This is a genomic window from Streptomyces sp. NPDC048516, assembly GCF_043199875.1.
Classification (GTDB): Bacteria; Actinomycetota; Actinomycetes; order Streptomycetales; family Streptomycetaceae; genus Streptomyces.
Genome location: NZ_JBICWS010000019.1, coordinates 65567 through 91294 on the forward strand (window position 1 = coordinate 65567; position 25728 = coordinate 91294).

The following is a 25728-nucleotide window of genomic DNA, read 5'->3' on the forward strand; positions in this document are numbered from 1 at the left end:
CCTGCTCTCGCCCCGGTAGAGGTTCTGGATGCGCGCCGAGCTCAGTCGGCGGCGGTGGCGGGCACGGGAACGGCCGGACCGCCGGCCTCCCCGTCGGTCCCGCATTCCTGCCCGGGCGGCCCCTGCTCGCGCTGCTCACGCAGCTCGGCGATGGCCGCCTCGAAGTCCTCGAGTGAATCGAAGGCCCGGTAAACGGACGCGAAGCGCAGGTACGCGACGAGGTCGAGTTCCTGCAGCGGGCCCAGTATGGCGAGCCCGACGTCGTGGGTGGAGAGCTCGGCGCTACCGGTGGCGCGCACCGCCTCCTCGACCCGCTGGCCCAGCTTGGCGAGGGCGTCCTCGGTGACCGGGCGGCCCTGGCACGCCTTGCGCACTCCCGCGATGACCTTGTTGCGGCTGAAGGGCTCGGTGACCCCGCTCCGCTTGATCACCATCAGCGACGCCGTCTCGATGGTCGTGAAACGGCGGGAGCAGTCGGGGCACTGGCGGCGCCGGCGGATCGCTGTCCCGTCATCGGTGGTGCGGCTGTCGACGACCCGGCTGTCCGGGTGCCTGCAGAAGGGGCAGTGCATGGCTCCACCCTCCTCACCCTCGATATACGGACGTACGTACGCCAACAATCCCGGCGTACGGCAACAGACCTCCGACCGGTCCGTACGGGCCCTTCGGAGCAGCCTCCAGCATAGGCGATCCCGGACCCCCGGAGGGACCAGGCACCACAACTTCTGGGTAACCGATCGCATCTAACCACTAGATGTGGTGTCGGGGCGCTTACATCTGCCTACCGCGTGTCGTGGCGGCGACGGGCCGGGCGGTCGCCCATGAGAGTACGGGAAGCCACCCGGCCGGCGGCGCGGCGGGGCGGAGATGACAGAATCGGCCAGGTCGCGAGGACCGGCCGCCGAACCCCTTCGCGCACCCCTTCGAGACCCCTTCGCGCGCCGACGGCCCGGCACACCGGACGGCCGGAACAGCCGGGCAGCAGTACCCGGCAGGCCGGGATCACCGCTCGGCCATACACCCAGCCACTCGATCCGGGTAGCCATTCGCCGAATATTTCACTCGAACGTGTGTTTGGCGCAACCTTTCGAAAGCAACTACCGTTGGCTAACTAGGGAGAACATTTCGAGAGGGGCCGACGTGACCACCACCGCAGACAGCGCGACCATCACCGCACAAAGCCACTCCCAGAGCCGGTTCGATCCGCAACAGGCACAGCGGCCGCCGATGGACGACGCCACGTTGGACTCCGAAGAGCAGAAGCCGGCCCGTTCGCTGCCCGGCCGGCCCCCAGGGATCCGAGCCGACAGTTCCGGACTCACCGACCGCCAGCGCAGGGTGATCGAGGTGATCCGGGATTCGGTGCAGCGGCGCGGCTACCCGCCGTCCATGCGCGAGATCGGCCAGGCCGTCGGACTGTCCAGCACGTCGTCCGTCGCCCACCAGCTCATGGCTCTGGAGCGCAAGGGCTTCCTGCGGCGTGACCCGCACCGTCCCCGGGCGTACGAGGTCCGCGGGTCGGACCAGACCACCGCTGCCGCGACGGAGACCGCCGGCAAGCCCGCCGCCTCCTACGTCCCGCTGGTCGGCCGGATCGCCGCCGGCGGCCCGATCCTCGCCGAGGAGTCGGTCGAGGATGTTTTCCCGCTCCCCCGCCAGCTCGTCGGCGACGGCGAACTGTTCGTCCTGAAGGTCGTCGGCGACTCCATGATCGAGGCCGCGATCTGCGACGGCGACTGGGTCACGGTCCGCCGCCAGCCGGTCGCCGAGAACGGCGACATCGTGGCCGCCATGCTGGACGGCGAAGCCACCGTCAAGCGCTTCAAGCGCGAGGACGGCCATGTGTGGCTGCTGCCGCACAACTCCGCGTACCAGCCGATCCCCGGCGACGAAGCGACCATTCTCGGCAAGGTGGTGGCGGTGCTTCGCCGCGTCTGACCCACCTCTCGCGACCGGGCCCCGGAACCACTGCGCCGGTTCCGGGGCTTGGTTTTGGCGTCCCCGTGTGCAGCCGCTTCCACCGGCCCCTTCTGCCGTTCCCCTTTGCCACCGGGCCTCGCCCGCCACCCGCGCGGGCCGCCCCTAGGGAGCGTCCGCCGCCGCCTCTGCCGCTTCGGGTGAGGGCGCCGCCGTTGCCGCTGCGTCGATGGCGGCGAGGGAGCGGCGGACCTGGTTGCGGTCGGTGGTGTACCAGAAGTCGGGCATCGACTTGCGGAGGAAGGAGCCGTACCGGGCCCGCTCCACCCGGGGGTCGAGGACGGCAACCACGCCGCGGTCGCCGGTGGCGCGGACCAGGCGGCCGGCGCCCTGGGCCATCAGCAGCGCGGCATGGGTGGCGGCGACCGCCATGAAGCCATTGCCGCCGGCCTCCTCCACGGCCTTCTGCCGGGCACTCATCAGCGGGTCGTCCGGGCGCGGGAACGGCACTCGGTCCATCACCACCAGCTGGCAGTTCGCACCGGGAACATCGACGCCCTGCCACAGGGACAGCGTGCCGAACAGGCACGTACGGGCATCGGAGGCGAAGGCCCGGATCAGCTCGCCCAGCGTCTCCTCACCCTGGAGCAGGATCGGCACGTCCAGCCGGCCGCGCAGCTCCTCGGCCGCGGCCTGGGCGGCGCGCATGGAGGAGAAGAGACCGAGGGTGCGGCCGCCGGCGGCCTCGATCAGCTCGGTGAGTTCATCGAGCATGTCGGTGCGGCTGCCCTCGCGGCCCGGCTGGGCGAGGTGCTTGGCGACGTAGAGGATGCCCTGCTTCGAATAGTCGAAGGGGGAGCCGACGTCCAGGCCCTTCCAGGGCGGGATGTCCTCGCCTTCCGTGCCCTCGGGAGCCAGGCCCAGGGAGGCCGCGACCCCGTTGAAGTCGCCGCCCAGCTTGAGGGTGGCGGAGGTGAGGGTCACCGAGCGGTCGTCGAAGAGCTTCTCGCGCAGCAGGCCCGAGACGGACAGCGGGGCCACCCTCAGGGACGCGCCGAAGCGGTCGTGGCGTTCGTACCAGACCACGTCGTACTCCGAGCCGTTCGCGATGCGCTCGGCGACGGCGTGGACGTTCTCCAGCGAGGCGAGGGCCTGCTTGCGGACGGCGTCCTCGTCCTGGACCGACTTGTCACGGGTCGAACCGAGCGCCGAGATGACCGTACGGGCCGCGTCCCGCAGTGCCATCAGGCAGTACCCGAGATCCTCGGGGATCTCTTCGAGGCGGCCGGGCAGGGCCAGCTCCATCAGCCGCTCGAAGGTCTCCGACGCGGTCTGGAGCTGGTCGGCCGCCTTTTCGTTGACGAGCTTGGCGGCCCGCCGGACTGCGCGGTTGACCTGCCCGGGGGTGAGCTCGCCGGTGGCGACGCCGGTAACCCGGGAGACCAGCTCATGGGCCTCGTCGATGATCAGGACCTCGTGCTGCGGGAGGACCGGCGCGCCCTCGATCGCGTCGATGGCGAGCAGCGCGTGGTTGGTGACGACGACATCGGCGAGCTTGGCGCGCTCCCGGGCGGCCTCGGCGAAGCACTCCGCCCCGTAGGCGCACTTCGAGGCGCCCAGGCACTCCCGGGAGGAGACCGAGACCTGGCCCCAGGCCCGGTCGGAGACGCCGGGGGTCAGCGCGTCACGGTCGCCGGTCTCGGTCTCGTCCGCCCAGTCGCGCAGCCGCAGCAGGTCCTTGCCGAGCTTGCTGGTCGGCGTCGCCTGCTCGAAGACGTCGAAGAGCCCGTCCTCCTCTTCCTGGGGGACGCCCTCATGGAGGCGGTGCAGGCACAGGTAATTGGAGCGGCCCTTGAGCATGGCGAACTCGGGGCGGCGGCGCAGCAGTGGATGCAGCGCCTCGACCGTGCGCGGCAGATCGCGCTCGACGAGCTGGCGCTGCAGCGCCAGGGTGGCCGTGGCGACCACCACCCTCTCGCCGTGCGCGAGCGCCGGCACCAGATAGCCGAGGGACTTTCCGGTGCCGGTGCCGGCCTGCACCAGCAGATGGGCCTGTTCGTCCACGGCCTCGGCGACGGCCTCGGCCATCGCCACCTGGCCGGGGCGCTCGGTGCCGCCGACGGCGGTGACGGCGGCGTGGAGCAGATCGGGGAGAGAGGGCTTCGTCATAGCGTGGCAAGCCTACGCGGGACCACTGACAGCCGGCCCGGTCACGGGTGGTGGAGCGGATTGGGGACGGTGCCGTGCACGGCGGCGTGCGGGCGGTCGCGGCGGTCCCGGTAGCCGTCCACATGCAGACGGTTGCGGTTCAGGCACAGCCGCTCGATCCGCGGGGTGAGCAGGTCGAAGGTCTCGTACCGCTCCTTGAGGGCCGGGAAGCGCTCGTGGTGGCGCACGATCTCTGCCCGTACGAGTGACCAGAACGCGGCCTCGGGGAAGTCCAGTTGGTCCGCGCACAGCGGTGCGAGGTAGCGGAAGACGCCGACGAACAGGCCGGAGTGGATGAACTGGGTGAGGAAGGAGGGCGGTTCGGTCAGGAGCACCGCCCGTACGTCGTCCGGCATGGAGTCGTGTTCGGGGAGCGGCCGGGAGCTGGTGTTGACGTCGTCGACGAAGTCCTTGACCGCGAGGCGGGTGGGGACGTCGTGCTCGTCGAAGACGACGATGGCGTTCTCGCCGTGCGGGGAGAAGACCGTGCCGTACTGGTAGAGGAAGTGCAGCAGGGGCGGCAGCAGGGCGGCGAACAGCCGGGCCAGCCAGTCGCGCGGGGCCAGACCCGAGCGGCGCACCAGCTCCGCGGTCAGGGCGCGCCCCTGGGGATCGGTCTGCAGCAGCGCGGCCAGGGTGCGGGCGCGTTCACAGGGGTCCAGATGGACGCTGACCGGCTCGCGCCAGATACAGCCGAGCAGCTCCTTGAACTGGTACGGGACGCCGGGCAGCCGGTCGTAGAGGGGGTGCTCGACGGTGACCGAGGCGGTCTCGCCGAGCAGGATCACCCGGGTCTCGTCGCGCAGATAGGGGTCGGCGTCGCGCAGGCCGTGCACCCAGCGGGTGACGGCGGGCGCGGCGAGGGTGCGCTCGGTGGGCAGTCCGCGCCAGACCAGGGTGTTGAGGATGGACAGCGGCAGTTTGACCGTGCGGGCCCGTGGGCGGCTGAGGTTGAGGAAGGTGCGGATCGACTGCTGCGGCAGGCGGAGGTCGTTGTCAGTGGGCAGCGCGATGATGGATCTGTCGGCGAGCTGCGGGGCGAAGAGCGGGGCGATGGTCTCGTCCCATTGCCAGGGATGGACGGGGAGGTAGAGGTAGTCGGCGGGGTCGTGGCCCTCGTCGGTGATGGTGCGGGCGAAGGCGTGACGGGTGGCGGGGTCGAGCTCCTCGCCGTAGAGGCGGTCGGGGGTGGCCAGGGTGGGGATACCGCGGTAGTGGGCGATGCTGTGGTGCGCGGCGAGCCAGGGCAGGCGCTGGGCGGTGCGGGCCTCGGGGGCCCAGGTCGCCGCGTCGTGGGCGGAGAAGCCGAGCCGGCCCTTGTTCGCGACGAGCCAGGGGTGGCCGGTCTGGTGGCCTTCGAGGGTGGCGTAGTCCAGATCGGCGAGGTCGCCGGCGCTGACGGCGGTGGCGTCGAGCCGGGTGTCGGCGGCGAGGGTGGCGGTCAGCTCGCGGATGAGATGGCCGGTGGTGTCGCCGGACAGGCCCAGCACGGTGTCGTGCGCGTGGGTGAGGAAGCGGAAGGGATCGGCGTCGGGGGTGATCGAATCGGGGTCGACGCGCCAGTGGCCGTAGGCGCCGCGGCGGGCGCGGAAGCGGTAGACCAGGCCGTCGGCGACCGGCAGGCGGTATTGCGGGGTGCCGTCGGGTGCGGTGCCGTCGGGCTCGGGGGTGAGGACTTCCTCGTACGCGAACTCCGCCAGGGTCTTGGCGAACAGTCGGCGCGCGGCGTGCTGCCAGGCGCTGTGCGAAGGCTGGGGCTCAGGCGACAAGGCGGGCTCCTCGAAGCGGGACCGCCCCGGCACGTACGGGGGACAACCGGGGCAGCGGGGGTGGACGGCGGACCGGGGCGGGACCGACGACGGACGGCGCCGGGGTCAGAGCAGGTGGCGGTGGGCGCGGTCGCGGACCATCAACGCCGCGCGCTTGCCGGGCAGTTCGATCTCGTCGCCGTAGCGGAATCCCGCGCTCAGGAAGGCCGCGACGGAGGCGGTGTTGCGCAGATCGGGCTCGGCGAGGACCCGTGCGCACCGCGGCCGGTGGTCGAGTACGAGATCGGCGGTGGCACGCAGCAGCGTGCCGCCGAGGCCGCGTCCCCGGTCGCCGGCGCCGCCGATGAGCAGGTGGACACCGGTGTCCTGGGGCCGGGCCGGGTAGTAACGGGCGAGGGGGTCCAGGTCGGCCCGGTAGATCTCCCAGTAGCTCATCGGGACACCGGCCAGCACCCCGAGGCAGGGCACGCTGCGGCCGTCGCCGTCGAGCTGGGCGCGCAGATGGGCCGCGGTGGTCTCCGGCGGGCCCGCCAGTCCCCAGAAGGCCGCCACCGCCGGATCGTTCATCCAGCCGGCGATCCGGTCGAGATCGCGGGCCGGCCGGACGGGGACGAGCTCGAACGGCCCGGCGGGGGTGTCGGCCGCCCCCCAGCCCGCCAGGTTGTCGAGCAGCGGGCCGGCGGCCGGGACGTCCGGGGGCGCCTGCTGCCCGTCCCCCTCGGCGAACAGCACTCCGAAATCGGGCGGGAGCTGCAGGTCGAGGGTGTCATCGGAGCTGGAGCCGAGGCCGGAATCGGTGGGTGGCACGGCGACTCTCCTCTCGTGGCCGCGTGCCGCGTGGACTGGTGGGTCGCGGGGCGCCGGGGACGGGGGCTGAAGGCTGCTGTCGGAGGGGGCCGGGGGCGGCTACGGGGCGAGGGGGTTGGGCAGGGTGACGTAGACGGACTGGGTTTCGACCGGGCCGACGAGTTCGTCCAGGCCGTGCAGGCGGGTCGCCAGGTTGGCCTTGCAGCGCAGCGTGCGGGCGGCGAGCAGCTGCTCAGGGAGTGGCGAGCGGTGCGCCCGCGGGGCCGCGGCGGCATCGGCGAGGAACCGCCGGAAGGCGGCGAGCAGGATCTCCTCGCGGACCAGGCGCTGGGAGCCGAAGGCGCCGATGAGTCCGAGGACGTTGTTGATGCCGAGGTAGTAGGCGAAACGTTCGTCGGTGACGTCGTCGGCGACGAAGCTGTCGCCGGCCACGCCGATACCGGGCAGCCGCCGCTCCAGCTCGGCGCGGCGGGAGGTGCGGAAGTAGTAGCCCTGGTTGTCGCGGTAGCGGCCGCCGACCGGCCAGCCGTCGGGATCCAGCAGCACCACGGTGTTCTGCTGGTGGGCTTCGAGCACGATGCCGGCCGTGCCGTCGAGCCACAGCACGGGCCGTACGACTGCTTCCAGGTAGCGCAGGAACCACTCGGTGGCCACCGCCGCCAGGGGGCGGCCGGTGCGGGCGCCGAGGGTGCCGACGAGGTCTTCGAGCCGGGAGCGCACGCCCGAGCGGCCGGGCCAGGGCCGCGGGGAGGTGAGGCCGGCGATGCACACGGCGTCGTCGGTGGTGCTGAAGGGGTTGTGGCGGATGACGGTGTCGAGGCCCTGGACGGGTGCGCCGTCGAAGCCGTCGACGGCGAGATAGGCCGGGTCACGGACGATGTCGAAGCCGGGGTGGACGGTCTGCCACTGCTCGGCGAGGCCGGTGCGCAGCAGCCGGTGCACCTCGACGCCGCGGTCCAGTTCCTTGCGGAGGTTTTCCCGGCGGGAGTTGGTGATGCGCAGCCCGAGGGAGAGCTTCAGCATGGCGTTCGCGTCGGGGCGGTAGACCGTGCGGACGGAGGAGGTGGGGTGCCAGAGCGGGCCGTGGGGCCCGAGGTCGTACAGCAGGCCTGCCTCGCGGAGGGCGGCGATGTCGGGGCGGTCGGCGAGCTCCCTGGCCTGCCAGGGGTGCACCGGCAAGGGCACGGTGCCTTCGGGGATCCGAAGGTCGTCCCCGGCGAGGTCCCTGGCAAGCTGCTCGGCCGGTACGGGCTTGCCGCGTTCGGTCCAGGCGGAGTCGGCGGCCAGGACGGAGCGGTGCACGGCCGTCCAGTGGAGCGGGAAGGCGCCGCGGAGTTCGGGCGAATAGGCGCGGGTCTCGGCCTCGGAGAGCCCTTCGCGGCTCTTGGGTGTGGGGTGCAGCGGGTGGCCGAGGAGAAGGGACTGCTCGGCTTCGAGGAAGAGGGCGCCGTGGTCGTCGGCGGGCCGGGCACGCCGGTCGGTGAGGAAGAGGGCGACATTGCGTACGGAGTTGGCGACCCGGCCGATGAGTTCGGCGCCGCCGCCGTCCGGTGCCTGCCGGCGCATGCCGTCCGGGTCCGGCCGCTCGTCGGTGTCCGCCACCCGGTGCTCGCCGCCGTCGGAGGCCCGGCGGTCGCCGTGTGCGGCCTCCCGGCGCAGCAGCGCGGCGAGGGTGACGGCGTCCAGCGGGGCGGCACCGGCCGGGGCGCCTTCGAGGGTGGGGGCGCCGAGACGGTGCCAGCCCGTGGGCGACCAGTAGCGGACGGGGACGCGCAGGGCGCCCGCGGCGGCACGCAGGGGGATCACCACCTCGCCCTCGGCGGGGTGCGGGGCGCCGCTCTCCCGAAGCCAGCAGCGCAGCAGGTGCTCGATGCCCGCGGCGTCGGCGGCGACCGCCGGGTCCGGGTGGTCGAGGGGGTCGTGGTCACCGGGCACCCGGGCGCGGTCGTAGGAGCCGGCGGCGGCCTGGTCCGGGGCCTCGTGGGGCTGCTGGTGGCAGGCGGCGTCGGGGGCGCGCCGTTGCTGGCGGGGTAGCGACTCGATCGTGCCCGCGCCCTGGTGGGCGGGGACGCGCTCGGCGGGCTGGCCGCCGTCGGGGCCGGGTCGTTCGTTCATGGGGTGGTGCCTCGCATTGTCGTGGGGGACGAGCCCGTCGGCCCGGGGGTGGTGCGGACCGCCGCCGTGACGGCGTCGGCGAGGCGGTCGAGGATGGCGTCCGCCTGTTCGTCGGTGATGGTCAGGGGTGGCAGCAGCCGGACGACGGCGGACTGCCTGCCGCCCAGTTCGACGATCAGGCCGCGCTCCAGGCAGGCGTGCTGGACGGCCGCCGCGAGCTGCGGGTCGGCGGGGCGGGCGCCCGTGGCGTCGGCGTCGGCGGCGCGGTCGACGAACTCGATGCCGAGCATCAGTCCGCGGCCGCGGACGTCGCCGATGCAGTCATGGGCGGCGGCGAGGGAGGTGAGGCGGTCGAGCATCCGGGCGCCGAGCTCCGCGGCGCGCCGGTCGAGGCCGTTCGTGCGGACGTAGGCGAGGGTGGCGGCGCCGGCGGCCATGGCGAGCTGGTTACCGCGGAAGGTGCCGGCGTGCGCGCCGGGCTGCCAGGCGTCGAGTTCCTCGCGGTAGACGATCACGGCGAGCGGCAGGCTGCCGCCGATCGCCTTCGACAGCACGATCACATCGGGCACGATGCCGCTGTGGTCGACCGCCCAGAAGGCGCCGGTGCGGCCGACGCCGGTCTGTACCTCGTCCACGATCAGCGGGATCCGCCGGGCGGCGGTGATCTCCCGCATCCGCCGCAGCCAGCCGTCCGGCGCGGGGATCACCCCGCCCTCGCCCTGGACGGGTTCCAGGATCATCCCGGCCGGCTGGGACACCCCGCTCTTGGGGTCGTCGAGCAGGCTCTCGGTCCAGCGCGCGGCGAGCTCGGCGCCGTGCTCGCCGCCGGTCCGGAAGGGGCACCGGTAGTCGTACGGATAGGGCAGCCGGACCACGCTGGTGTGCTGCGCTCCCCCGGAGGCGGCGAGCGCTTCCGAAGTCATGCCGTGGTAGGCGCCGGAGAACGCCATCAGGCCGTCCCGGCCGGTCGCGGTGCGGACGAGTTTGAAGGCGGCCTCGACGGCGTCCGTGCCGGCCGGGCCGCAGAACTGGATGCGCCCCTTTTCGGCCAACTCCCCGGGCAGGGTGGCGAAGAGCTCGGTGGTGAAGGCGTCCTTGACGGGCGTGGCCAGGTCGAGGACGTGCAGCGGCGCGCCGGAGTCGAGGACCGTCCGGATCGCTTCGAGCACCACCGGGTGGTTGTGGCCGAGCGCCAGCGTGCCGGCGCCGGAGAGGCAGTCGAGATAGCGCCTGCCGTCGGCGCCCTCGATGGTCAGCCCGCGGGCGCGCACCGGGACGATGGGCAGCGAGCGCGCGTAGGTACGGGCGGCGGACTCGCGCAGGGACTGCCGCCGCAGGATCCCCTCATGGGCCGGCGGCGCTGCCGCCGGCACGGTTTCGGTCAACACCACGGCAGTTGTGTCCTCCTGCTGGTGAGCTGCGGAATGCCGCGCGGGCTGGGGGCAGCCCGGACGTCCCCCGTACGTACCAACGACGACGGCGACCCGGGATCACGGTTGTCAGCAAGATCCTTGGTGGCGTGGAACCGGGGACCCGGGTACCGCCGTCCCCATCGTCACCGGCATAGTGGGGTGCTGCACCGGGATCTTGAGGTTCATGACAAAGACCCGACCCGTGCACCACCGAACGAGCCACACCGGCTCGGTCCGAATTCTCCAGGGGGAGCTCACCCATGCGATCCATACGTCGGCCAGTCCTGGCCGCCGCCGCCCTCACCGCTGTCGTGGCACTCACCGCCACCGGCTGCGGACCCGAGAGCGACAACGCGGACGCCAAGCCCAGCCAGTCCGCGGCGCAGGACTCCACGGGCGGGGGTGACTTCAAGATTCCTCAGGACATCCAGGACAAGCTCAAGGAACACGGCGTCGACCTGAGCAAGTGGAAGAACGGCGAGTGGGAGAACTGGGACCGGAAGAAGTGGCTCCGGGAGGCCGGGGAGTTCATCAACCCGATCATCAAGGACTTCTGGGACAAGGACAAGATCGACAAGGTCAAGCCGCCCCAGGACCACACCAAGCCCGAGGACATCTCGGAGGACCAGGGCAAGACCGACCCTGAGCCCGCCGCCGTCCCGGCCCAGGCCGTCAAGACCCCGTACACCTCGACCGCTCCCGGTGTGGGCCTGCTGGTGTTCAGCACCCCCGAGGGCGGCTCGCGTTGCTCGGCCACCGTCGTCAAGGACCCGGCACACCCCGGCAAGTCCAACCTGGTGTGGACCGCGGCGCACTGTGTGCACGCCGGCAAGAACGGCGGCTGGTACCGCAACATGATGTTCGTGCCGAACTTCAACAGGACGGGCGGCAGCGCCGGCCAGTTGAAGGGCAAGCCCTACGAGGACCGTGTCCCGTCGGGCAAGTGGTGGGCGGACGACATGGCGACGTCCCAGCAGTGGATCAAGGCCGGCGGCGCCGTTCCGGGTGTGCCGATGGCTCCGTACGACTTCGCGCTGATGCATGTGAAGCCCGAGGAGAGCACGGGCGGCAAGTCGCTGGAGGAGATGGCCGGCGCTGCGTACGCGGTCGACTTCAACGCGCCCGCGATGGCCAAGATCCCGAGCCTGACGGCGCAGGGCTACCCCGCCGAGCCGCCGTTCGACGGTGCGGCGCAGCAGCAGTGCACCGACAAGCCGACCCGTCTGTCGATGGACGCCCAGAAGCCGACCATGTACCGGATCGGCTGCACCATGACCGGTGGTTCCTCCGGCGGCCCCTGGTTCGCCAAGGGCAAGGACGGCAAGCCGGAGCTGATCTCCAACATGTCGATGGGGCCGCGTCCGGCCCGCTGGTCCGCCGGTCCCCACCTGGGGCCCGAGGCCAAGGGCATCTTCGACGCCATGAGCAAGAAGTGGGCCACCAAGCAGTAAGCGGATGAGGCGGGCGGCGCCGGGAACGGTGCCGCCCGCGCCGCGACTCGCCAGTGGGCAGCACGCACAGGCCCGCCCCCGGTCTCCCGGGGGCGGGCCTTGTGCTGTCCGTGCCGCCCGGCCGCTACGCCGCGGGGACGAAGCGCTGGAGTTCGGCGGCCAGCTCTTCGTGCACCCGCGCCTTGAGGACGGTGCCGTCCGCGGTGTGCTCCTCGGAGATGACCTCGCCCTCGGCGTGGGCCCGCGAGACCAGGGCGCCGTGGGTGTAGGGCACCAGCACCTCGATCTCGACCCGCGGCCGGGGAAGTTCCTCGTCGAGCAGGGTCAGCAGCTCCTCCAGGCCCTGACCCGTACGGGCCGAGACCGCGAGGGCGTGCTTCTCCTGGCGCAGCAGACGCTGCAGCACCAGCGGATCGGCCGCGTCGGCCTTGTTGACGACCACGATCTCGGGCACGTCCGTCGCGCCGACCTCGCGGATCACCTCACGCACCGCGGCCAGCTGCTCCTCGGGCACCGGATGCGAGCCGTCGACCACGTGCAGGATGAGATCGGACTCGCCGACCTCCTCCATCGTGGAGCGGAACGCCTCGACGAGGTGGTGCGGCAGATGCCGGACGAAGCCGACGGTGTCGGCGAGGGTGTAGAGCCGCCCGCTGGGCGTCTCGGCCCGCCGGACGGTGGGGTCCAGGGTGGCGAACAGGGCGTTCTCCACCAGGACACCGGCGCCGGTGAGGCGGTTGAGCAGGGAGGACTTGCCGGCGTTGGTGTAGCCGGCGATGGCGACCGAGGGGACCTTGTGGCGTCGGCGTTCCTGGCGCTTGATGTCCCGGCCGGTCTTCATCTCCGCGATCTCCCGGCGCATCTTCGCCATCTTCTCGCGGATCCGCCGCCGGTCCGTCTCGATCTTGGTCTCACCGGGACCACGGGTGGCCATGCCGCCGCCCGCCGAGCCGGAGCCACCGCCACCCATCTGCCGGGACAGCGACTGGCCCCAGCCGCGGAGCCGGGGAAGCATGTACTGCATCTGCGCCAGCGAGACCTGCGCCTTGCCCTCCCGGGACTTGGCGTGCTGGGCGAAGATGTCGAGGATCAGGGCGGTCCGGTCGACCACCTTGACCTTGACGACGTCCTCGAGGTGGATCAGCTGGCCCGGGGAGAGTTCACCGTCACAGACCACGGTGTCCGCCCCGGATTCCAGCACGATGTCGCGCAGCTCCAGCGCCTTGCCCGAGCCGATGTACGTGGCGGGATCGGGCTTGTCGCGGCGCTGGATGACGCCGTCGAGCACCATGGCCCCCGCCGTCTCGGCGAGCGCGGCGAGCTCGGCGAGGGAGTTCTCGGCCTCCTGGACCGTGCCGGAGGTCCAGACGCCGACGAGCACCACGCGCTCCAGGCGGAGCTGCCGGTACTCGACCTCGGTGACGTCCTCGAGCTCGGTGGAAAGACCCGCTACACGGCGTAGCGCGGCACGGGCCGAACGGTCGTACTGGTCGCCGTCACGCTCCCCGTCGATCTCGTGGCTCCAGGCGACGTCCTCTTCCATCAGGGCGTTGGCCCGAAGGCTCTCGGGGAGGCGCTGCCGGTCCTGCGGAAGGGAAGAAGAGGAGGTCATTTGATCCTTTGCTTCGTCGGTGAGCCCTCGCGGGGACCTGGTGTTCCCGCCGGGACTGTCGGTGGTGCGGCGACCGCCGCGGCGCTGCCGCTGCCGTCGCTGGTGACAACGTCCGAGCGGTCCCGGAGATTCCCGGGCCGGCCGGTGCCGTCCCGACGATGGTCCCACGCCCCGGGAAGGCCGTCACACGGGTTTTCCGGGGTTCGCGGCGGCTCCCCTGGGCGCGGCGGCCCCGGCGGCGGCACCCTTGGGTCCGGGACTGATTGCGGCTCCCTTGGCCCCGGGGCCGGTACCCGCTCCCTTGGGGTGCCCGGGCTTTGCCGCGGCCCCCTTCGGCAGCCACTCCGGATGCCCCGGCATCGGCGGGGTCCGGTCGCCGTAGAGCCAGTCCTGGAAGAAGCCTGTGAGGTCCTGCCCGGCGACCTGGGAGGACAGCTGTACGAAGTCGGCGGTGTCGGCCACGCCGTCGCGGTGCCGTTCGACCCAGGTGCGCTCCAGGCGGTCGAAGGCGGCGGTGCCGATCTTCTGCCGCAGGGCGTACAGGACCAGTGCGCTGCCGTCGTAGACGATGGGGCGGAAGATGCCGATCTTCTGCCCCTGCTTCGGGGCCTTGGGCGCGGCGGGCGGCCCGCCCTCGGCGCGCCAGCCGTCGGACTCCTGGTACGCATGACGCATACGCGCCTCCAGAGAGGCCCGGCCGTTGCTCCTCTCCTGGGCGTAGAGGGCTTCGTACCAGGTGGCATGGGCCTCATTGAGCCAGACGTCCGACCAGCGGCGCGGGCTGACGCTGTTGCCGAACCACTGGTGGGCCAGCTCGTGCAGCATCACCGACTCCACGTACCAGGCGGGCAGCCGGTCGCTGGTGAACATCGCCTTCTCGAAGAGCGAGAGGGTCTGGGTCTCCAGCTCGAAGCCGGTCCTGGCACTGGCGATCAGCACCCCGTACGCCTCGAAGGGGAAGGGGCCGACCTTGCGCTCCATCCAGGCCACCTGGGCCGGGGTCTTCGCCAGCCAGGGCGCCAGGGCCCGGCGGTCCGCGGTCGGGACCACATCGCGGATGGGCAGGCCGTGCGGTCCGTGCCGCAGCACCACGCTGGACTTCCCGATGGAGACCTGCGCCAGTTCGGTGGCCATGGGGTGGGTGGTGCGATAGGTCCAGGTGCGGCGCCCCGCGCGGGCACCGGGGCTCAGGGGCAGCCCGTTGGCGACGGCGGTCAGCTCCTGCGGCGCGGTGATGTGGAAGGTGAAGAGCGCCTTGTCGGAGGGGTGGTCGTTGCAGGGGAAGACGCGGTGCGCGGCGTCCGCCTGGTTGGCCATCGCCAGACCGTCGGACGTACGGAGCCAGCCGCCGTCGCCCTTGCCGCGGGGTTCACTGGTGTGCTCGATGGAGATCTTCACCTCCTGGCCGCTGGAAACGTGGAAGGCCGGGGTGAGCACCAGGTCCTCGCCGTGCTGCTGGTGCGCGGCGGGCAGGCCGCCGATCTTCACGGAGCGTACGGTGCCGCGGGCGAAGTCGAGGTTGACGTGGTCGAGCTCGGCGGTGGCACGGGCGGTGATCACGGTGGTGGCGTTCAGCGGCCGGCCGTTGTGGCCCGAGTAGTCCAGGGTGATGTCGTAGGAGGTGACGTCGTAGCCGGTGTTGCCGAGCAGGGGGAAGAGCCGGTCGCCGAGGCCTTGCGGCCCCAGGGACGGCGGTTCGGCCATGCCGAGGGTGGCGAGCGCGGCCAGCCCGAGGGCGGCGGCCCGGCGGCCGGTCCAACGGAGCCGCCCGCTCGGGTCGCGGGGCAGAGCACGGGCGGGAGCGGGGACGGGGCGAACGGGGTCGCGTGAAGGGCGGCGCGGGGGAAGGGACATGCACTACGGCTACCAACGCCGCCCCCTCCCCCGTGGGTGACAGGGCAAACGGCACCCGAACGGGCGGCGGATCGTGCGTCCGTCTTACGCCGCCGGACGGAGCGGCTTCCGACGGGCCGTCACCCTGTAGGCCAATCGGCCCGGTTCAGGGGCGCAGCGCCGCCGGGCGGGATCGCCCGGCCCGCAACACGTCGAAGACTCCCGGCACTTGGCGCATGGCCCGCATCAGGGACGGCAGCCCGGCGGCGTTCGGCAGATGCAGGGTGTAGGTGTGGCGGACCCGCTGTTCGCGCGGGGGTTCGACGGCGGCGGACACCACGGCGGCACCCTGGGAGGCGATGGCTTCGGTGAGGTCGGCCAGGAGGTGCGGCCGGCTGAAGGCCTCGGCCAGGAGGGTGACCCGGCAGCCGTGGCCCCCTTGCCCGGCGCCGCGCCAGCGCACTCCGACCGGCTGCCGGCCGGTGGCCGCCATCCGTGCCACGGCGGGGCACAGGGCACGGTGGACGGTGACCGTGCCACCCCGTACGGCGAATCCGGTGACGGTGTCCGGCGGCACCGGGGTGCAGCAGCCCGCCAGCCGGACCGCGGCGCCCGGCAGATCCGCCACCACGAGGACCGAGGCCGCGACCGGGTCCGCTCCGGGCCGGTCGTCGTCCGCGGCCCGGCGGTCGGCCGGGGGCGCCGGGACGGGCCCCTCACCGCCACCGGCCGGGCGGGCGCCGGGTTCCTGCGGCCCGGCCAGCCAGCGGGCGATGGCGAGCCGGGCGGCGGGCGTACGGGCGTGGTCGAGCCATTCGGGCGAGGGGCCGGCCGCGGAGTCCGGGGCCATCAGCAGCTGCAGGCTGTCGCCGTCGCGCAGGACGGTGGAGAGGGTGGCGAGCCGGCCGTTGACGCGGGCGCCGATACAGCAGTGCGCCACCTCGCCGTGCCGTTCGTAGGCGGCGTCCACGCAACTCGCCCCGGCGGGCAGACCGATGGCACCGCCCGGGACGGCCGGCGAGCCGTCCGAGGGGGCGTCGGTGCAGAAGACGGTGATCTCCCGGTCCTGGGCGAGGTCGTCGCGCAGCGAGGTCCAGAACGTGTCCGGGTCGGGGGTGGTGCGCTGCCACTCCAGCAGCCGGGAGAGCCATCCGGGGCGGGTCGGGTCGGCCCGCTCGCCCTCGGGGGCGTCCGCGCCGTCCGTGGGGGCGTACGGGTTGCCCAGCGCGATCACCCCCGCCTCGGCGACCCGGTGCATCTGGTGCGTGCGGATCAGCGTCTCGGCGATCTCCCCGGACGGGCCGGTGACCGCCGTGTGCAGCGACTGGTAGAGGTTGAACTTGGGGGCCGCGATGAAATCCTTGAACTCGGAGACGACCGGGGTGAAGCAGGTGTGCAGCTCACCGAGGACGGCATAGCAGTCGGCGTCCTCCGCCACCAGCACCAGCAGCCGCCCGAGGTCCGCGCCGGTCAGCTCGCGGCGGGCGAGGCGTACGCGGTGCACCGAGACGAAGTGCCGGGGCCGGACGAGGACTTCGGCGTCGATACCGGCCTCGGCCAGGACGGCACGCACCCGCTGGGCGAGCGTGGTGAGCGGGTCGGCCCGGGTGGCGTACTCCATGACCAGCGCCCGCGTGGTGGCGTACTCCTCGGGGTGCAGGATCGCGAAGACAAGGTCCTCCAGCTCGGCCTTGAGCGCCTGGACGCCCAGGCGTTCGGCGAGCGGGATCAGCACATCGCGGGTCACCTTGGCGATCCGGGCCTGCTTCTCGGGGCGCATCACCCCGAGGGTGCGCATGTTGTGCAGCCGGTCGGCGAGCTTGATGGACATCACCCGGACGTCGTTGCCGGTCGCCACCAGCATCTTGCGGAAGGTCTCCGGCTCGGCGGCCGCGCCGTAGTCGACCTTCTCCAGCTTGGTGACGCCGTCGACCAGGTAGCAGACCTCGGCGCCGAACCGCTCCCGTACCTGATCCAGCGTCACTTCCGTGTCCTCGACGGTGTCGTGGAGCAGGGAGGCGGTCAAGGTCGTGGTTTCCGCGCCCAGTTCGGCGAGGATGAGGGTCACCGCGAGCGGATGGGTGATGTACGGCTCGCCGCTCTTGCGCAGTTGGCCGCGGTGCGAGGACTCGGCGAGCAGATAGGCCTGGGTGAGGATGTCCAGGTCGGCGTCCGGGTGGTGTCCGCGGTGCACCTTGGCGACGTGCTCCAGGGCGTGCGGGAGACCGTCGCGCGGGGCGGGTCCCAGCAGCGCGGCCCGGCCGATCCGGCGCAGCCCTCTGAGCTCCAGCCGGCGGCGTCCGCGCTTGCGGCCCGCTGCTCCAGGGTTACCAGGGTTTGTGGCCTCTGCGCTCATGGGCACCTCCGGCAGCGTCGACCGGCGGTGGAACGCGTCAGTTCGGGCGCCCGGGCCGGTGCTTGATGCTATCGACCCCATCACGCAGCGCTGTCCGCCTCTCGCTCAGAGTGATACGGATCACCCGTTCGAGCGAACCCTTCGGCCGTAGCCGTTCCTCGGGAAAGGCCGCGGCCCGGGAGGTCGCAGGTGCGTCAGGCGAGCGCGGCGGCCAGCCAGGCGGGGTCGAAGGTGCCCTCGGCGACGATCTCGGCCGGGCCGGTCATCTCGACCGTGCCGTCGGGCAGCTCGGTGATGGAGAGGCTGCCGCCGAGCACGTCCACGGTGTAGGTGGCGGGCGTGCCGGTCTCCGCGGGGGCCGGACCGTCCCTGCGGGCGGTGGCGACGGCGACCGCGCAGGCGCCGGTGCCGCAGGAGCGGGTCTCGCCCGAGCCGCGCTCGTGGACCCGCATCGCCACATGGCGCGGTCCGCGGTCGGCGACGAACTCGATGTTCACGCCGTCGGGATAAACCGACGCCGGGCTGAACGGCGGTACGGCCAGCAGGTCGCCGGCGTGGGCCAGATCGTCGACGAAGACGACGGCGTGCGGATTGCCCATGCTCACGTTCCGGGCCGGCCAGCTGCGGCCGTCGACGGTGACGACGACGCTCTCCTCGAAGAGCTCGGCGCGGCCCATCGAGACCGTGACATCGCCGGTCTTGGCGACGTGGACGCGGCGCACGCCGGCGCGGGTGGCGATGGCGAGGTCACCGGCCTCGACCAGGCCGGCGTGCAGCAGATAGCGCGCGAAGACGCGGACGCCGTTGCCGCACATCTCGGCGATCGAGCCGTCGCCGTTGCGGTAGTCCATGAACCATTCGGCCTCGCCGGCCTGGTCCCGCGCCTCCGGGTGCGCGGCGGACCGGACGACGCGCAGCACGCCGTCGCCGCCGAGTCCGGCCCGTCGGTCGCAGATCCTGGCGACGGCGGTCGCGGGCAGGTCGAGGCGGCCGTCCGGGTCGGGGACGATCACAAAGTCGTTCTCGGTACCGTGGCCCTTGAGGTAGGCGAGGCGCTGTGTGCTGGTCACCCCTGCATCGTACGGGGCCACCGGGGGGTTCGGCCTCACGGGGCCGGGCGCGCGCCCGTTCACGGCACGCAGGAGCCGTCCGTGGAGCCAGGAGCCGTCCGCGGAGGGGAACCCCGCCGGTTCAGCGCAGCCGGGCCACGCGCCAGATGGCCAGCGAGGCCGGGACCGCCACCACGACGGCATAGAGCAGTACCACGCGCCAGTCGGCGCGGCGGCCGGAGCCGGGTACCGGGAGGCCGGGCCAGGTGTGGCCGACGCGGCGGGCGGCCATCATGCCCCAGCCGGCCGCGCAGCAGCACAGCAGAAGGCCGAGCATCGCGATCATCGCCCCGCCGTCGCCCCCGAGCTCGAAGGCGAGGGGGAAGGCGAACATCAGCGAGCCGAGGACGGCCAGCGCGACGATCGGCGCCAGCTGCCACAGCCGCAGCCGGCGTGGCGGGCGCAGCTCCCGGAAGGACTCGCCGCCCTCGCCGGGGCCGTCGGCGCCGGAGTCCGGGGCGTCGGAATCGTCCAGGGTGTCCGGGTCGGGTGCGGCACCGGACAGGCCGTCCTCGGCGTCCGGACCGTCGTCGGCCAGGGGTGCCGGGTCAGTGCCGCCGTCCGGTTGCTGCGCTCGGTTGCGAGGGCCGGCCTCCATTGCCACGCGCCCTCCCCACTGCAGACTGCACGCCTCGATCGAAGGTCGATGATGACACGCCCTCAGGGGCCCGGATGACGGCCGGAGCGTCCCGATGCCATGACGTGATCAGGCTGTGACCGGTCGTTCGAGCAACGCCAGCGCCTGCCCGGGAAGTTCCGCCCGGTGCTCGGCGGCGCCGCTGAGCCAGTGGACCCGCGGATCCCGGCGGAACCACGAGTCCTGGCGGCGCGCGAAGCGCTTGGTGGCGCGCACCGTCTCGTCACGCGCCTCCTGCTCGGTGCACTCCCCCGCGAGCTGGGCCAGCACCTGCTGATAGCCGAGCGCCCGCGAGGCCGTACGGCCCTCACGCAACCCCTGGCCCTCCAGCCGGCGCACCTCGTCGACCAGGCCCGCCTCCCACATGCGGTCGACCCGGCGGGCGATCCGCTCGTCGAGCTCGGGGCGCTCGACATCGACACCGATCTGCAGGGTGTCGTAGACCGCTTCGTGGCCGGGGAGGTTGGCGGTGAAGGGGCGGCCGGTGATCTCGATGACCTCCAGGGCGCGCACGATGCGACGGCCGTTGCTCGCCAGGATCGCGCGGCCCGCATCGGGGTCGGCGGCGGCCAGCCGGGCATGGAGGGGGCCGCTGCCCCGTGCGGCCAGTTCGGCCTCCAGGCGGGCGCGCACCTGAGGGTCGGTGCCGGGGAAGTCGAGGGCGTCGATCGCGCCGCGCACGTACAGGCCGGAGCCGCCGACGAGGACCGGGGTGCGGCCCTCGGCGAGCAGCCGGTCGATCTCGGCGCGGGCCAGCCGCTGGTACTCGGCGACGCTGGCGGCGCAGGTCACGTCCCAGATGTCCAGGAGGCGGTGCGGGACGCCTTGCTGCTCCTCGGGCGTGAGCTTGGCGGTGCCGATGTCCATGCCGCGGTAGAGCTGCATGGAGTCGGCATTGATGACCTCGCCCCCCACATGCTGTGCGAGCGCGACGCCCAGATCGGACTTTCCGGCCGCGGTGGGACCGACGACGGCGATGACCCGCGGAGCGGGAACGACGGTGTTCACCCCGTCAGTCTCGCAAACATCGCACCCCCGTCCCGAACGAGCGACGTGACGGGCAACCGATGGGGTCGTTGCCTGTTGCGAGGTCCCGAGAAGCCGGTGCGCCTTCACCGGCGCCCGCGGGCGGCGCAAGGGACCGTTCCCCGGCGGCACGGGATGCCGCCATCTGAAGAGCGTAGGAGCAGTCATGGGCGTGTTTTCGCGGTTTCGCCGCCGTAAGTCCGAAGCGTCGACGGAGGAGCCTGCCGCCGCGGCGGTGACGGCCGGGGCGGAGCAGCCGGCGGAGGTGGAGGAGCCCGTGGAGAAGCCGGCGGCGCCGGTCGTTCCGGCGGCCGCGGAGGCTGCCGATGCCGCCGGAGAGGCCGCAGACTCCCGCGCGGGAGACTCCCGCGCGGACGAGGGCGCCGCCGGCCACGCCGGGGCCCCCGGGCCGGCGGCCCCGGAAACGTCCGGAGGGGCTGCGGCCGGGACGGCAGCCGGCGACGGGCCGCCGGCGGAGAAGGCCGGTGAGAGCGCCGGGATCCCCCGGCAGCAGTCGGCCGAGGCCGCCGCGGACAGCGAGAGCGCACGGCAGTAGTCCGCCGTGCTCACCGTGCTCGTCGTACGGAGCTCGACGGCCGCGAGGCGAAGTGCCTCGCGGCCGTCGCCGTACCCGCCCCCGGTGCCGTGCCGGGGCCCCTACACCCAGGACGCCACGAAGTAACCCACGCCGTACGGGGCCTCCTCGCGCAGCAGCCGCCCGCTCAGGCCCGCGTCCTCGGCCGCGCCCGCCAGCACCTGCCAGCAGGCCCGTCCGGACGCCTGGAGGGCCGCGGCCGGCTCCTCGTCCAGGGCGGCCAGCGCCTCGGTGTCGGCGGTGCCCAGGGCGCGGGCCGCGGCGGCGTCGAAGGCCTCGGCCCGCTCGTCGAAGTAGCCGGGCGCCTTCACCGTCCGGCAGGCGCTGCCGTCGCCCATCACCAGCAGTGCCACCCGGGGCGCCGATGCCGCGATCTCCCGGCCCGCCGACAGGGCACGGTCGCGGGGCAGCGACCCGGCCACCCCCAGCCCCTCCACGGGGGCGTCGGACCGGGCCGCAGGCGACAGCAGCCAGGCGCCGACCGACAACGACGGCGGGAGTTCCCGCTCCGGCACGGTCGGCGCGGCGCCCAGCCGCACCTCCAGATCCACCCCGAAGCCGCGGAACGAGCCGAGGGCGCCCTGTGGATACGGGCCGCGGCCGGTCTCGTCGGCCGGGCCGAGGACGACCAGCCGGTCGGGGCGGGCCGCGGCGAGCACGCCGACCGCGTCCAGGCAGGCGGCGCGCAGCGCGTCGAGTTCGGGCGCCGCCCCGGCGGCCACCTCCGGGACGAGGAGCGGCGGGCAGGGGCAGACAGCGGCGGCTACGAGCATGGCACGCAGCGTAACGCCCCTGGTACGGGGCCGGTCAGAGCGCCCTGCGGGGGCGCCGTGCAAGGCGGCCGGCGCAGGACCGGCGGTCGCGGCCGGTCAGTCGCAGCCGCAGCCGGCGGTGGGCGCCGGGCTCGGTGCCGGGGCGCCGATGGTGGGCAGACCCAGCAGCACGCCCTGGGGCTTGCTGTCCGGGGCGGCGTTGCGCTTCTCCCAGGCGTCACCGGCCCGGGTACGGCGGACCGCCTTGGCCGGGCCCTCCGCCAGGAGGTGGTGCGGAGCGGCGTAGGTGATCTCGACGGTCACCGTGTCGCCGGGGCGGACCGGCTCGTCGGGGCGGGTGAAGTGCACCAGGCGGTTGTCGGGGGCCCGGCCGGACAGGCGGTGGGTCGCCTCGTCCTTGCGGCCCTCGCCCTCGGCGACCAGGACCTCCAGGGTGCGGCCGACCTGCTTCTTGTTCTCCTCCCAGGAGATCTCCTCCTGGAGGGCGACCAGGCGCTCGTAGCGCTCCTGGACCACGGCCTTGGGGATCTGCCCTTCCATGTCGGCCGCCGGGGTGCCGGGCCGCTTGGAGTACTGGAAGGTGAAGGCCTGCGCGAAACGGGACTCGCGGACCGTGTGCAGGGTCTGCTCGAAGTCCTCCTCGGTCTCGCCCGGGAAGCCGACGATGATGTCCGTGGAAATGGCGGCCTCCGGCATCGCGGCGCGCACCTTCTCGATGATGCCGAGGAAGCGCTCCTGGCGGTACGAGCGGCGCATCGCCTTGAGCACGGTGTCCGAGCCGGACTGCAGCGGCATGTGGAGCTGGGGCATGACATTGGGCGTCTCGGCCATGGCGGCGATGACGTCGTCGGTGAAGTCGCGGGGGTGCGGGGAAGTGAAGCGGACCCGCTCCAGGCCCTCGATCCGCCCGCAGGCGCGCAGCAGCTTGCTGAAGGCCTCGCGGTCGCCGATGTCGGAGCCGTAGGCGTTGACGTTCTGGCCGAGCAGGGTGACCTCGCTGACGCCCTCGGAGACCAGCGCTTCGATCTCGGCGAGGATGTCGCCGGTCCTGCGGTCCTTCTCCTTGCCGCGCAGCGCCGGGACGATACAGAACGTACAGGTGTTGTTGCAGCCCACCGAGATCGAGACCCAGGCCGCGTACGCGCTCTCGCGCCGGGTGGGCAGGGTCGAGGGGAACGCCTCCAGCGACTCGGCGATCTCGACCTGTGCCTCTTCCTGGATGCGGGCACGCTCCAGCAGCACCGGCAGCTTGCCGATGTTGTGCGTCCCGAAGACCACATCGACCCAGGGGGCCTTCTTGACGATGGTGTCGCGGTCCTTCTGGGCCAGGCAGCCGCCCACGGCGATCTGCATACCGGGGCGTGCGGCCTTCTTCGGGGCGAGCTGGCCGAGGTTGCCGTAGAGCCGGTTGTCGGCGTTCTCCCGCACCGCGCAGGTGTTGAAGACCACCACGTCGGCGCCCTCGCCGTCCTTGGGCGCGGGGACGTATCCGGCCTCTTCCAGCAGGCCCGACAGCCGTTCGGAGTCGTGGACGTTCATCTGGCACCCGTAGGTGCGGATCTCGTAACTCTTGTTCACGCCCACTGCCTGGCTCCGGTCGCTGCTGGTCATGCGACAAGGGTAGGCGGTACGGGAAGTACCTCCTGCCCCGGAGTCCTCGGGCCGGATCCGGCCCCGGATGTCCGGCGACGCGGGCGGCCCGCCTCACAAAGCCAGCACGATGGCGGCGCCGACACCGCCCGCCACCAGCGCGAAGGTCGCGCTGCCCAGGCCGCCGTGCCCCCACCGGAAGGGGCGGTCGAGCGCGAAGCGGCCGGGGCCTGTGGCCGCGACGGCCAGCGCGACGACGGCGATGGTCAGGGGATATTCGATGCCGCCGGTCATCGCCCAGAGCCCCTGGGGCGCCGAGATGGCCATGGCGTTGATCATCACGCCGATGAGAGCGGCGGCCGCGAGGGGCGTGAGCAGTCCCAGGGCGAGGCCGAGGCCGCCGAGGAATTCCGAGACTCCGGCGAGGCAGGCGAAGAGCTCGCCGGGGCGGTAGCCGAGGGCGGCGAAGCCCCTGCCGGTGGCGGCGAGGCCGTGGCCGCCGAAGATCCCGAAGAGCTTCTGGGCACCGTGCCCGGCGAGGATCAGTCCCACGGTCAGGCGCAGCAGGAGCAGGCCGAGGCCGGGGGCGAGCGGGGGTGAGCGGAGGGTGTCGGGCCGGGCATGGGCATCCGTCCGCGGCTCGGTGTGCGGTTTCAGCGGTTTCATGGGGGCTCGCTTCCCGCACCGGCGCGTCATGGCCGCGGTGTCGGACACCGGCGCCGGTGCGCTCGTGGTGGAGGGGATTCGAGTGGGGTGCGCGCCGGCCGGCGCGCGGTGGGAGACCTGCCAGGTCCCCGCTACGTCGAGAGGTCGGGAGGATTGAAACCTCCACCATCGATCGTGCTACGCGAAGCGCCGTCTGCAAAGGGCGGTCGCACACCGGGGCGCCCCGTCCGGGTCCCGCACCTCCCGCCCGGAAGCCCTGCCCCTCCCTTTCCCGCCGCGGTACTGGCAGGATCCCGCCCATGGTCACAGCATTCTCCCGCACCGGCCGCCGGGCCTTCCAGGCGGCGGTCGCGGCACTGGTCGCCCTCGGACTGGCGCTGTGGTGGCTGCTGGCGATGGGCGGTGAGCCCACGCCCCGTGGATCGCTGACGCTGGCAACGGGCGTGCCGACCGGGGTGTACGCACGCTACGGGGAGCTGCTGAAGCAGGATCTGGCCCACGATCTGCCGGACGTCGATCTGCGGCTGGCCCGCACCGAGGGCTCCATCGACAATATGCGGCAACTGGTCTCCGGGCGCGCGGACTTCGCCATCGCGACGGCCGACGCGGTCGCCACGTACCAGGTCAGGGGCGAGCCGGGCGCGGACCGGCTGCGGGCCTGCGCCCGGCTCTACGACGACTACATGCAGCTGGTGGTGCCGAAGAAGTCCGCGGTCCGCTCGACGAAGGATCTGCGGGGGCTGCGGGTGGGGGTGGGGACCGACGATTCCGGGGTCCAGCTGGTCACCCGGCGGCTGGTGGAGGCGGCCGGGCTGGACTTCCACGAGGACATCGAACCGGTGCGGGTCGGCATCGACCAGATGCCGAAGCTGCTGGAGCAGCACAAACTGGATGCCTTCTTCTGGTCCGGAGGGCTGCCGACGACGGCCGTGCAGCGCCTGGCACAGCGCTTCCCGGTGCGGCTGGTCCAGCTCGGTGATCTCAGCCCGGCGCTGCACCGGCAGGGCGAGCGCACCCGCTACTACCGGGCGGCGGTGCTGCCCGCCGATGCCTATCCCCTGGCCCAGGACGGGCAGGCGGTGAAGACGATCGCGGTGGCAAATCTCCTGGTCACCACGGACCGGGAGGATCCGGTGATGACCCAGGGCATCACCCGTACGGTCATCGACAGCCGCGACTGGATCGGGCGCCAGGTCCATGCCGCGCAGAAGGTGGATCTGCGGACGGCGGTGTTCACCGATCCGCTGGAGCTCCACGAGGGCGCCCGGCGCTATTACCTGTCCCAGAAGCCGTGAGCCGTGAGCCGGAAGCGCCGAGGCGCTGAGGCGCTGAGGCGCTGAGGCGCTGAGGCGCTGAGGCGCTGAGGCGCTGAGCGGGAAGCGCTGGACAAGAAGCGCTGGGCCCACCGCGTCCGCGAACGGACCGGGGCCCGCACCGGACGGACCGGTGCGGGCCCCGATCACGGGACGCGAGAGCGTCAGGCGGCGACGATGTTCTCCGCCTGCGGGCCCTTCGGGCCCTGGGTCACGTCGAAGGTGACCTTCTGGCCCTCGAGGAGCTCACGGAAGCCCTGGGCGGCGATGTTCGAGTAGTGGGCGAAGACGTCGGGGCCGCCGCCGTCCTGCTCGATGAAGCCGAAGCCCTTTTCCGAGTTGAACCACTTGACGGTGCCGGAAGCCATGTTTTTCTCCTTCATGGGGCAAGCCGGAGACCACACTGCGCGGCCTCCTCGTCGCCGAGATGATTGCCCCACACCGGAACAGGTCCGGCAAACAAGGAACGCCCGGGGCATCCAGCCTCCGGGCGCGCACAAAGTTCATCATGGGTACCACAACTGCAACGCCGTTCACGG

Annotated in this window: 20 protein-coding genes; 4 read left to right on the forward strand and 16 right to left on the reverse strand. The window is 72.7% G+C overall.

All coding sequences use genetic code 11. The annotated features are described in order from the left end of the window. Positions 1-41: 41 nt before the first annotated feature. Positions 42-572 carry a transcriptional regulator NrdR gene (gene nrdR, locus ACGFR7_RS30170; protein WP_018092899.1) on the reverse strand — a complete coding sequence of 177 codons (531 nt, stop codon included), beginning with the start codon at positions 570-572 and terminating at the stop codon, positions 42-44. Positions 573-1140: 568 nt separating this feature from the next. On the opposite strand from nrdR, the gene lexA reads away from it, so the two are divergent. Beyond that, positions 1141-1938 (forward strand): transcriptional repressor LexA, encoded by a 798-nt coding sequence (lexA, locus tag ACGFR7_RS30175; protein WP_328384037.1) that lies wholly within the window; start codon positions 1141-1143, stop codon positions 1936-1938. Positions 1939-2082: 144 nt separating this feature from the next. Here the strand turns inward: lexA and ACGFR7_RS30180 are convergent, their stop codons facing one another. From ACGFR7_RS30180 to ACGFR7_RS30200, 5 genes are all read right to left on the reverse strand, one after another. After that, positions 2083-4086 (reverse strand): ATP-dependent DNA helicase, encoded by a 2004-nt coding sequence (locus tag ACGFR7_RS30180; protein WP_393325322.1) that lies wholly within the window; start codon positions 4084-4086, stop codon positions 2083-2085. Positions 4087-4127: 41 nt separating this feature from the next. After that, positions 4128-5894 (reverse strand): IucA/IucC family protein, encoded by a 1767-nt coding sequence (locus ACGFR7_RS30185; RefSeq protein ID WP_393325323.1) that lies wholly within the window; start codon positions 5892-5894, stop codon positions 4128-4130. A gap of 105 nt (positions 5895-5999) precedes the next feature. Beyond that, on the reverse strand, positions 6000-6701 hold the full coding sequence (locus tag ACGFR7_RS30190; protein ID WP_393325325.1) for a GNAT family N-acetyltransferase: 702 nt from the start codon (positions 6699-6701) through the stop codon (positions 6000-6002). Positions 6702-6800: 99 nt separating this feature from the next. Then, on the reverse strand, positions 6801-8816 hold the full coding sequence (locus ACGFR7_RS30195; RefSeq protein ID WP_393325327.1) for an IucA/IucC family protein: 2016 nt from the start codon (positions 8814-8816) through the stop codon (positions 6801-6803). Further along, the gene (locus ACGFR7_RS30200) at positions 8813-10207 is read right to left on the reverse strand and encodes a diaminobutyrate--2-oxoglutarate transaminase family protein (protein ID WP_393325329.1); all 1395 of its coding nucleotides are present in this window, start codon (positions 10205-10207) and stop codon (positions 8813-8815) included. The genes ACGFR7_RS30195 and ACGFR7_RS30200 overlap by 4 nt, the downstream gene beginning before the upstream one ends. A 281-nt stretch (positions 10208-10488) precedes the next feature. Between ACGFR7_RS30200 and ACGFR7_RS30205 the strand changes: the two genes are divergently transcribed. After that, positions 10489-11679, forward strand: a complete 1191-nt coding sequence (locus ACGFR7_RS30205) for a trypsin-like serine peptidase (protein WP_393325331.1) — start codon at positions 10489-10491, stop codon at positions 11677-11679. 124 nt (positions 11680-11803) lie between these two features. On the opposite strand, the gene hflX is transcribed toward ACGFR7_RS30205, so the two are convergent. The 6 genes from hflX to miaA all read right to left on the reverse strand — a co-directional run bounded on the left by hflX (position 11804) and on the right by miaA (position 20234). Further along, entirely contained in the window at positions 11804-13291 is a 1488-nt protein-coding gene (gene hflX / locus ACGFR7_RS30210; protein WP_393325333.1) for a GTPase HflX, read from the reverse strand. Positions 13292-13474: 183 nt separating this feature from the next. Beyond that, positions 13475-15145, reverse strand: coding sequence for a M1 family metallopeptidase (locus tag ACGFR7_RS30215; protein WP_393325335.1), 1671 nt, complete (start codon positions 15143-15145; stop codon positions 13475-13477). 145 nt (positions 15146-15290) lie between these two features. After that, complete coding sequence (locus ACGFR7_RS30220) at positions 15291-17480, reverse strand: RelA/SpoT family protein (protein ID WP_393325337.1); 2190 nt, start codon at positions 17478-17480, stop codon at positions 15291-15293. A gap of 194 nt (positions 17481-17674) precedes the next feature. Continuing rightward, the gene (gene dapF / locus ACGFR7_RS30225; protein ID WP_393325339.1) at positions 17675-18550 is read right to left on the reverse strand and encodes a diaminopimelate epimerase; all 876 of its coding nucleotides are present in this window, start codon (positions 18548-18550) and stop codon (positions 17675-17677) included. Positions 18551-18671: 121 nt separating this feature from the next. After that, entirely contained in the window at positions 18672-19187 is a 516-nt protein-coding gene (locus tag ACGFR7_RS30230; protein WP_393325425.1) for a hypothetical protein, read from the reverse strand. A gap of 108 nt (positions 19188-19295) precedes the next feature. Next, positions 19296-20234, reverse strand: a complete 939-nt coding sequence (gene miaA / locus ACGFR7_RS30235; RefSeq protein ID WP_393325340.1) for a tRNA (adenosine(37)-N6)-dimethylallyltransferase MiaA — start codon at positions 20232-20234, stop codon at positions 19296-19298. A 184-nt stretch (positions 20235-20418) separates the two neighbouring features. Between miaA and ACGFR7_RS30240 the strand changes: the two genes are divergently transcribed. Next, entirely contained in the window at positions 20419-20808 is a 390-nt protein-coding gene (locus ACGFR7_RS30240) for a hypothetical protein (protein ID WP_393325342.1), read from the forward strand. Between the two features lie 101 nt (positions 20809-20909). Here ACGFR7_RS30240 and ACGFR7_RS30245 read toward each other — a convergent pair whose 3' ends face one another. The 3 genes from ACGFR7_RS30245 to ACGFR7_RS30255 form a co-directional block, all read right to left on the reverse strand. Further along, on the reverse strand, positions 20910-21620 hold the full coding sequence (locus ACGFR7_RS30245) for a class III extradiol dioxygenase subunit B-like domain-containing protein (RefSeq protein ID WP_393325343.1): 711 nt from the start codon (positions 21618-21620) through the stop codon (positions 20910-20912). A gap of 96 nt (positions 21621-21716) precedes the next feature. After that, positions 21717-23231 (reverse strand): tRNA (N6-isopentenyl adenosine(37)-C2)-methylthiotransferase MiaB, encoded by a 1515-nt coding sequence (miaB, locus tag ACGFR7_RS30250; RefSeq protein ID WP_393325344.1) that lies wholly within the window; start codon positions 23229-23231, stop codon positions 21717-21719. Positions 23232-23324: 93 nt separating this feature from the next. Then, the gene (locus ACGFR7_RS30255; RefSeq protein ID WP_393325346.1) at positions 23325-23876 is read right to left on the reverse strand and encodes a DoxX family protein; all 552 of its coding nucleotides are present in this window, start codon (positions 23874-23876) and stop codon (positions 23325-23327) included. A 299-nt stretch (positions 23877-24175) separates the two neighbouring features. Here ACGFR7_RS30255 and ACGFR7_RS30260 point away from each other — a divergent pair, with 299 nt between their 5' ends. After that, complete coding sequence (locus tag ACGFR7_RS30260) at positions 24176-25171, forward strand: TAXI family TRAP transporter solute-binding subunit (protein WP_393325348.1); 996 nt, start codon at positions 24176-24178, stop codon at positions 25169-25171. Positions 25172-25353: 182 nt separating this feature from the next. Here ACGFR7_RS30260 and ACGFR7_RS30265 read toward each other — a convergent pair whose 3' ends face one another. Beyond that, positions 25354-25557 (reverse strand): cold-shock protein, encoded by a 204-nt coding sequence (locus tag ACGFR7_RS30265; RefSeq protein ID WP_006602702.1) that lies wholly within the window; start codon positions 25555-25557, stop codon positions 25354-25356. Positions 25558-25728 lie beyond the last annotated feature (171 nt).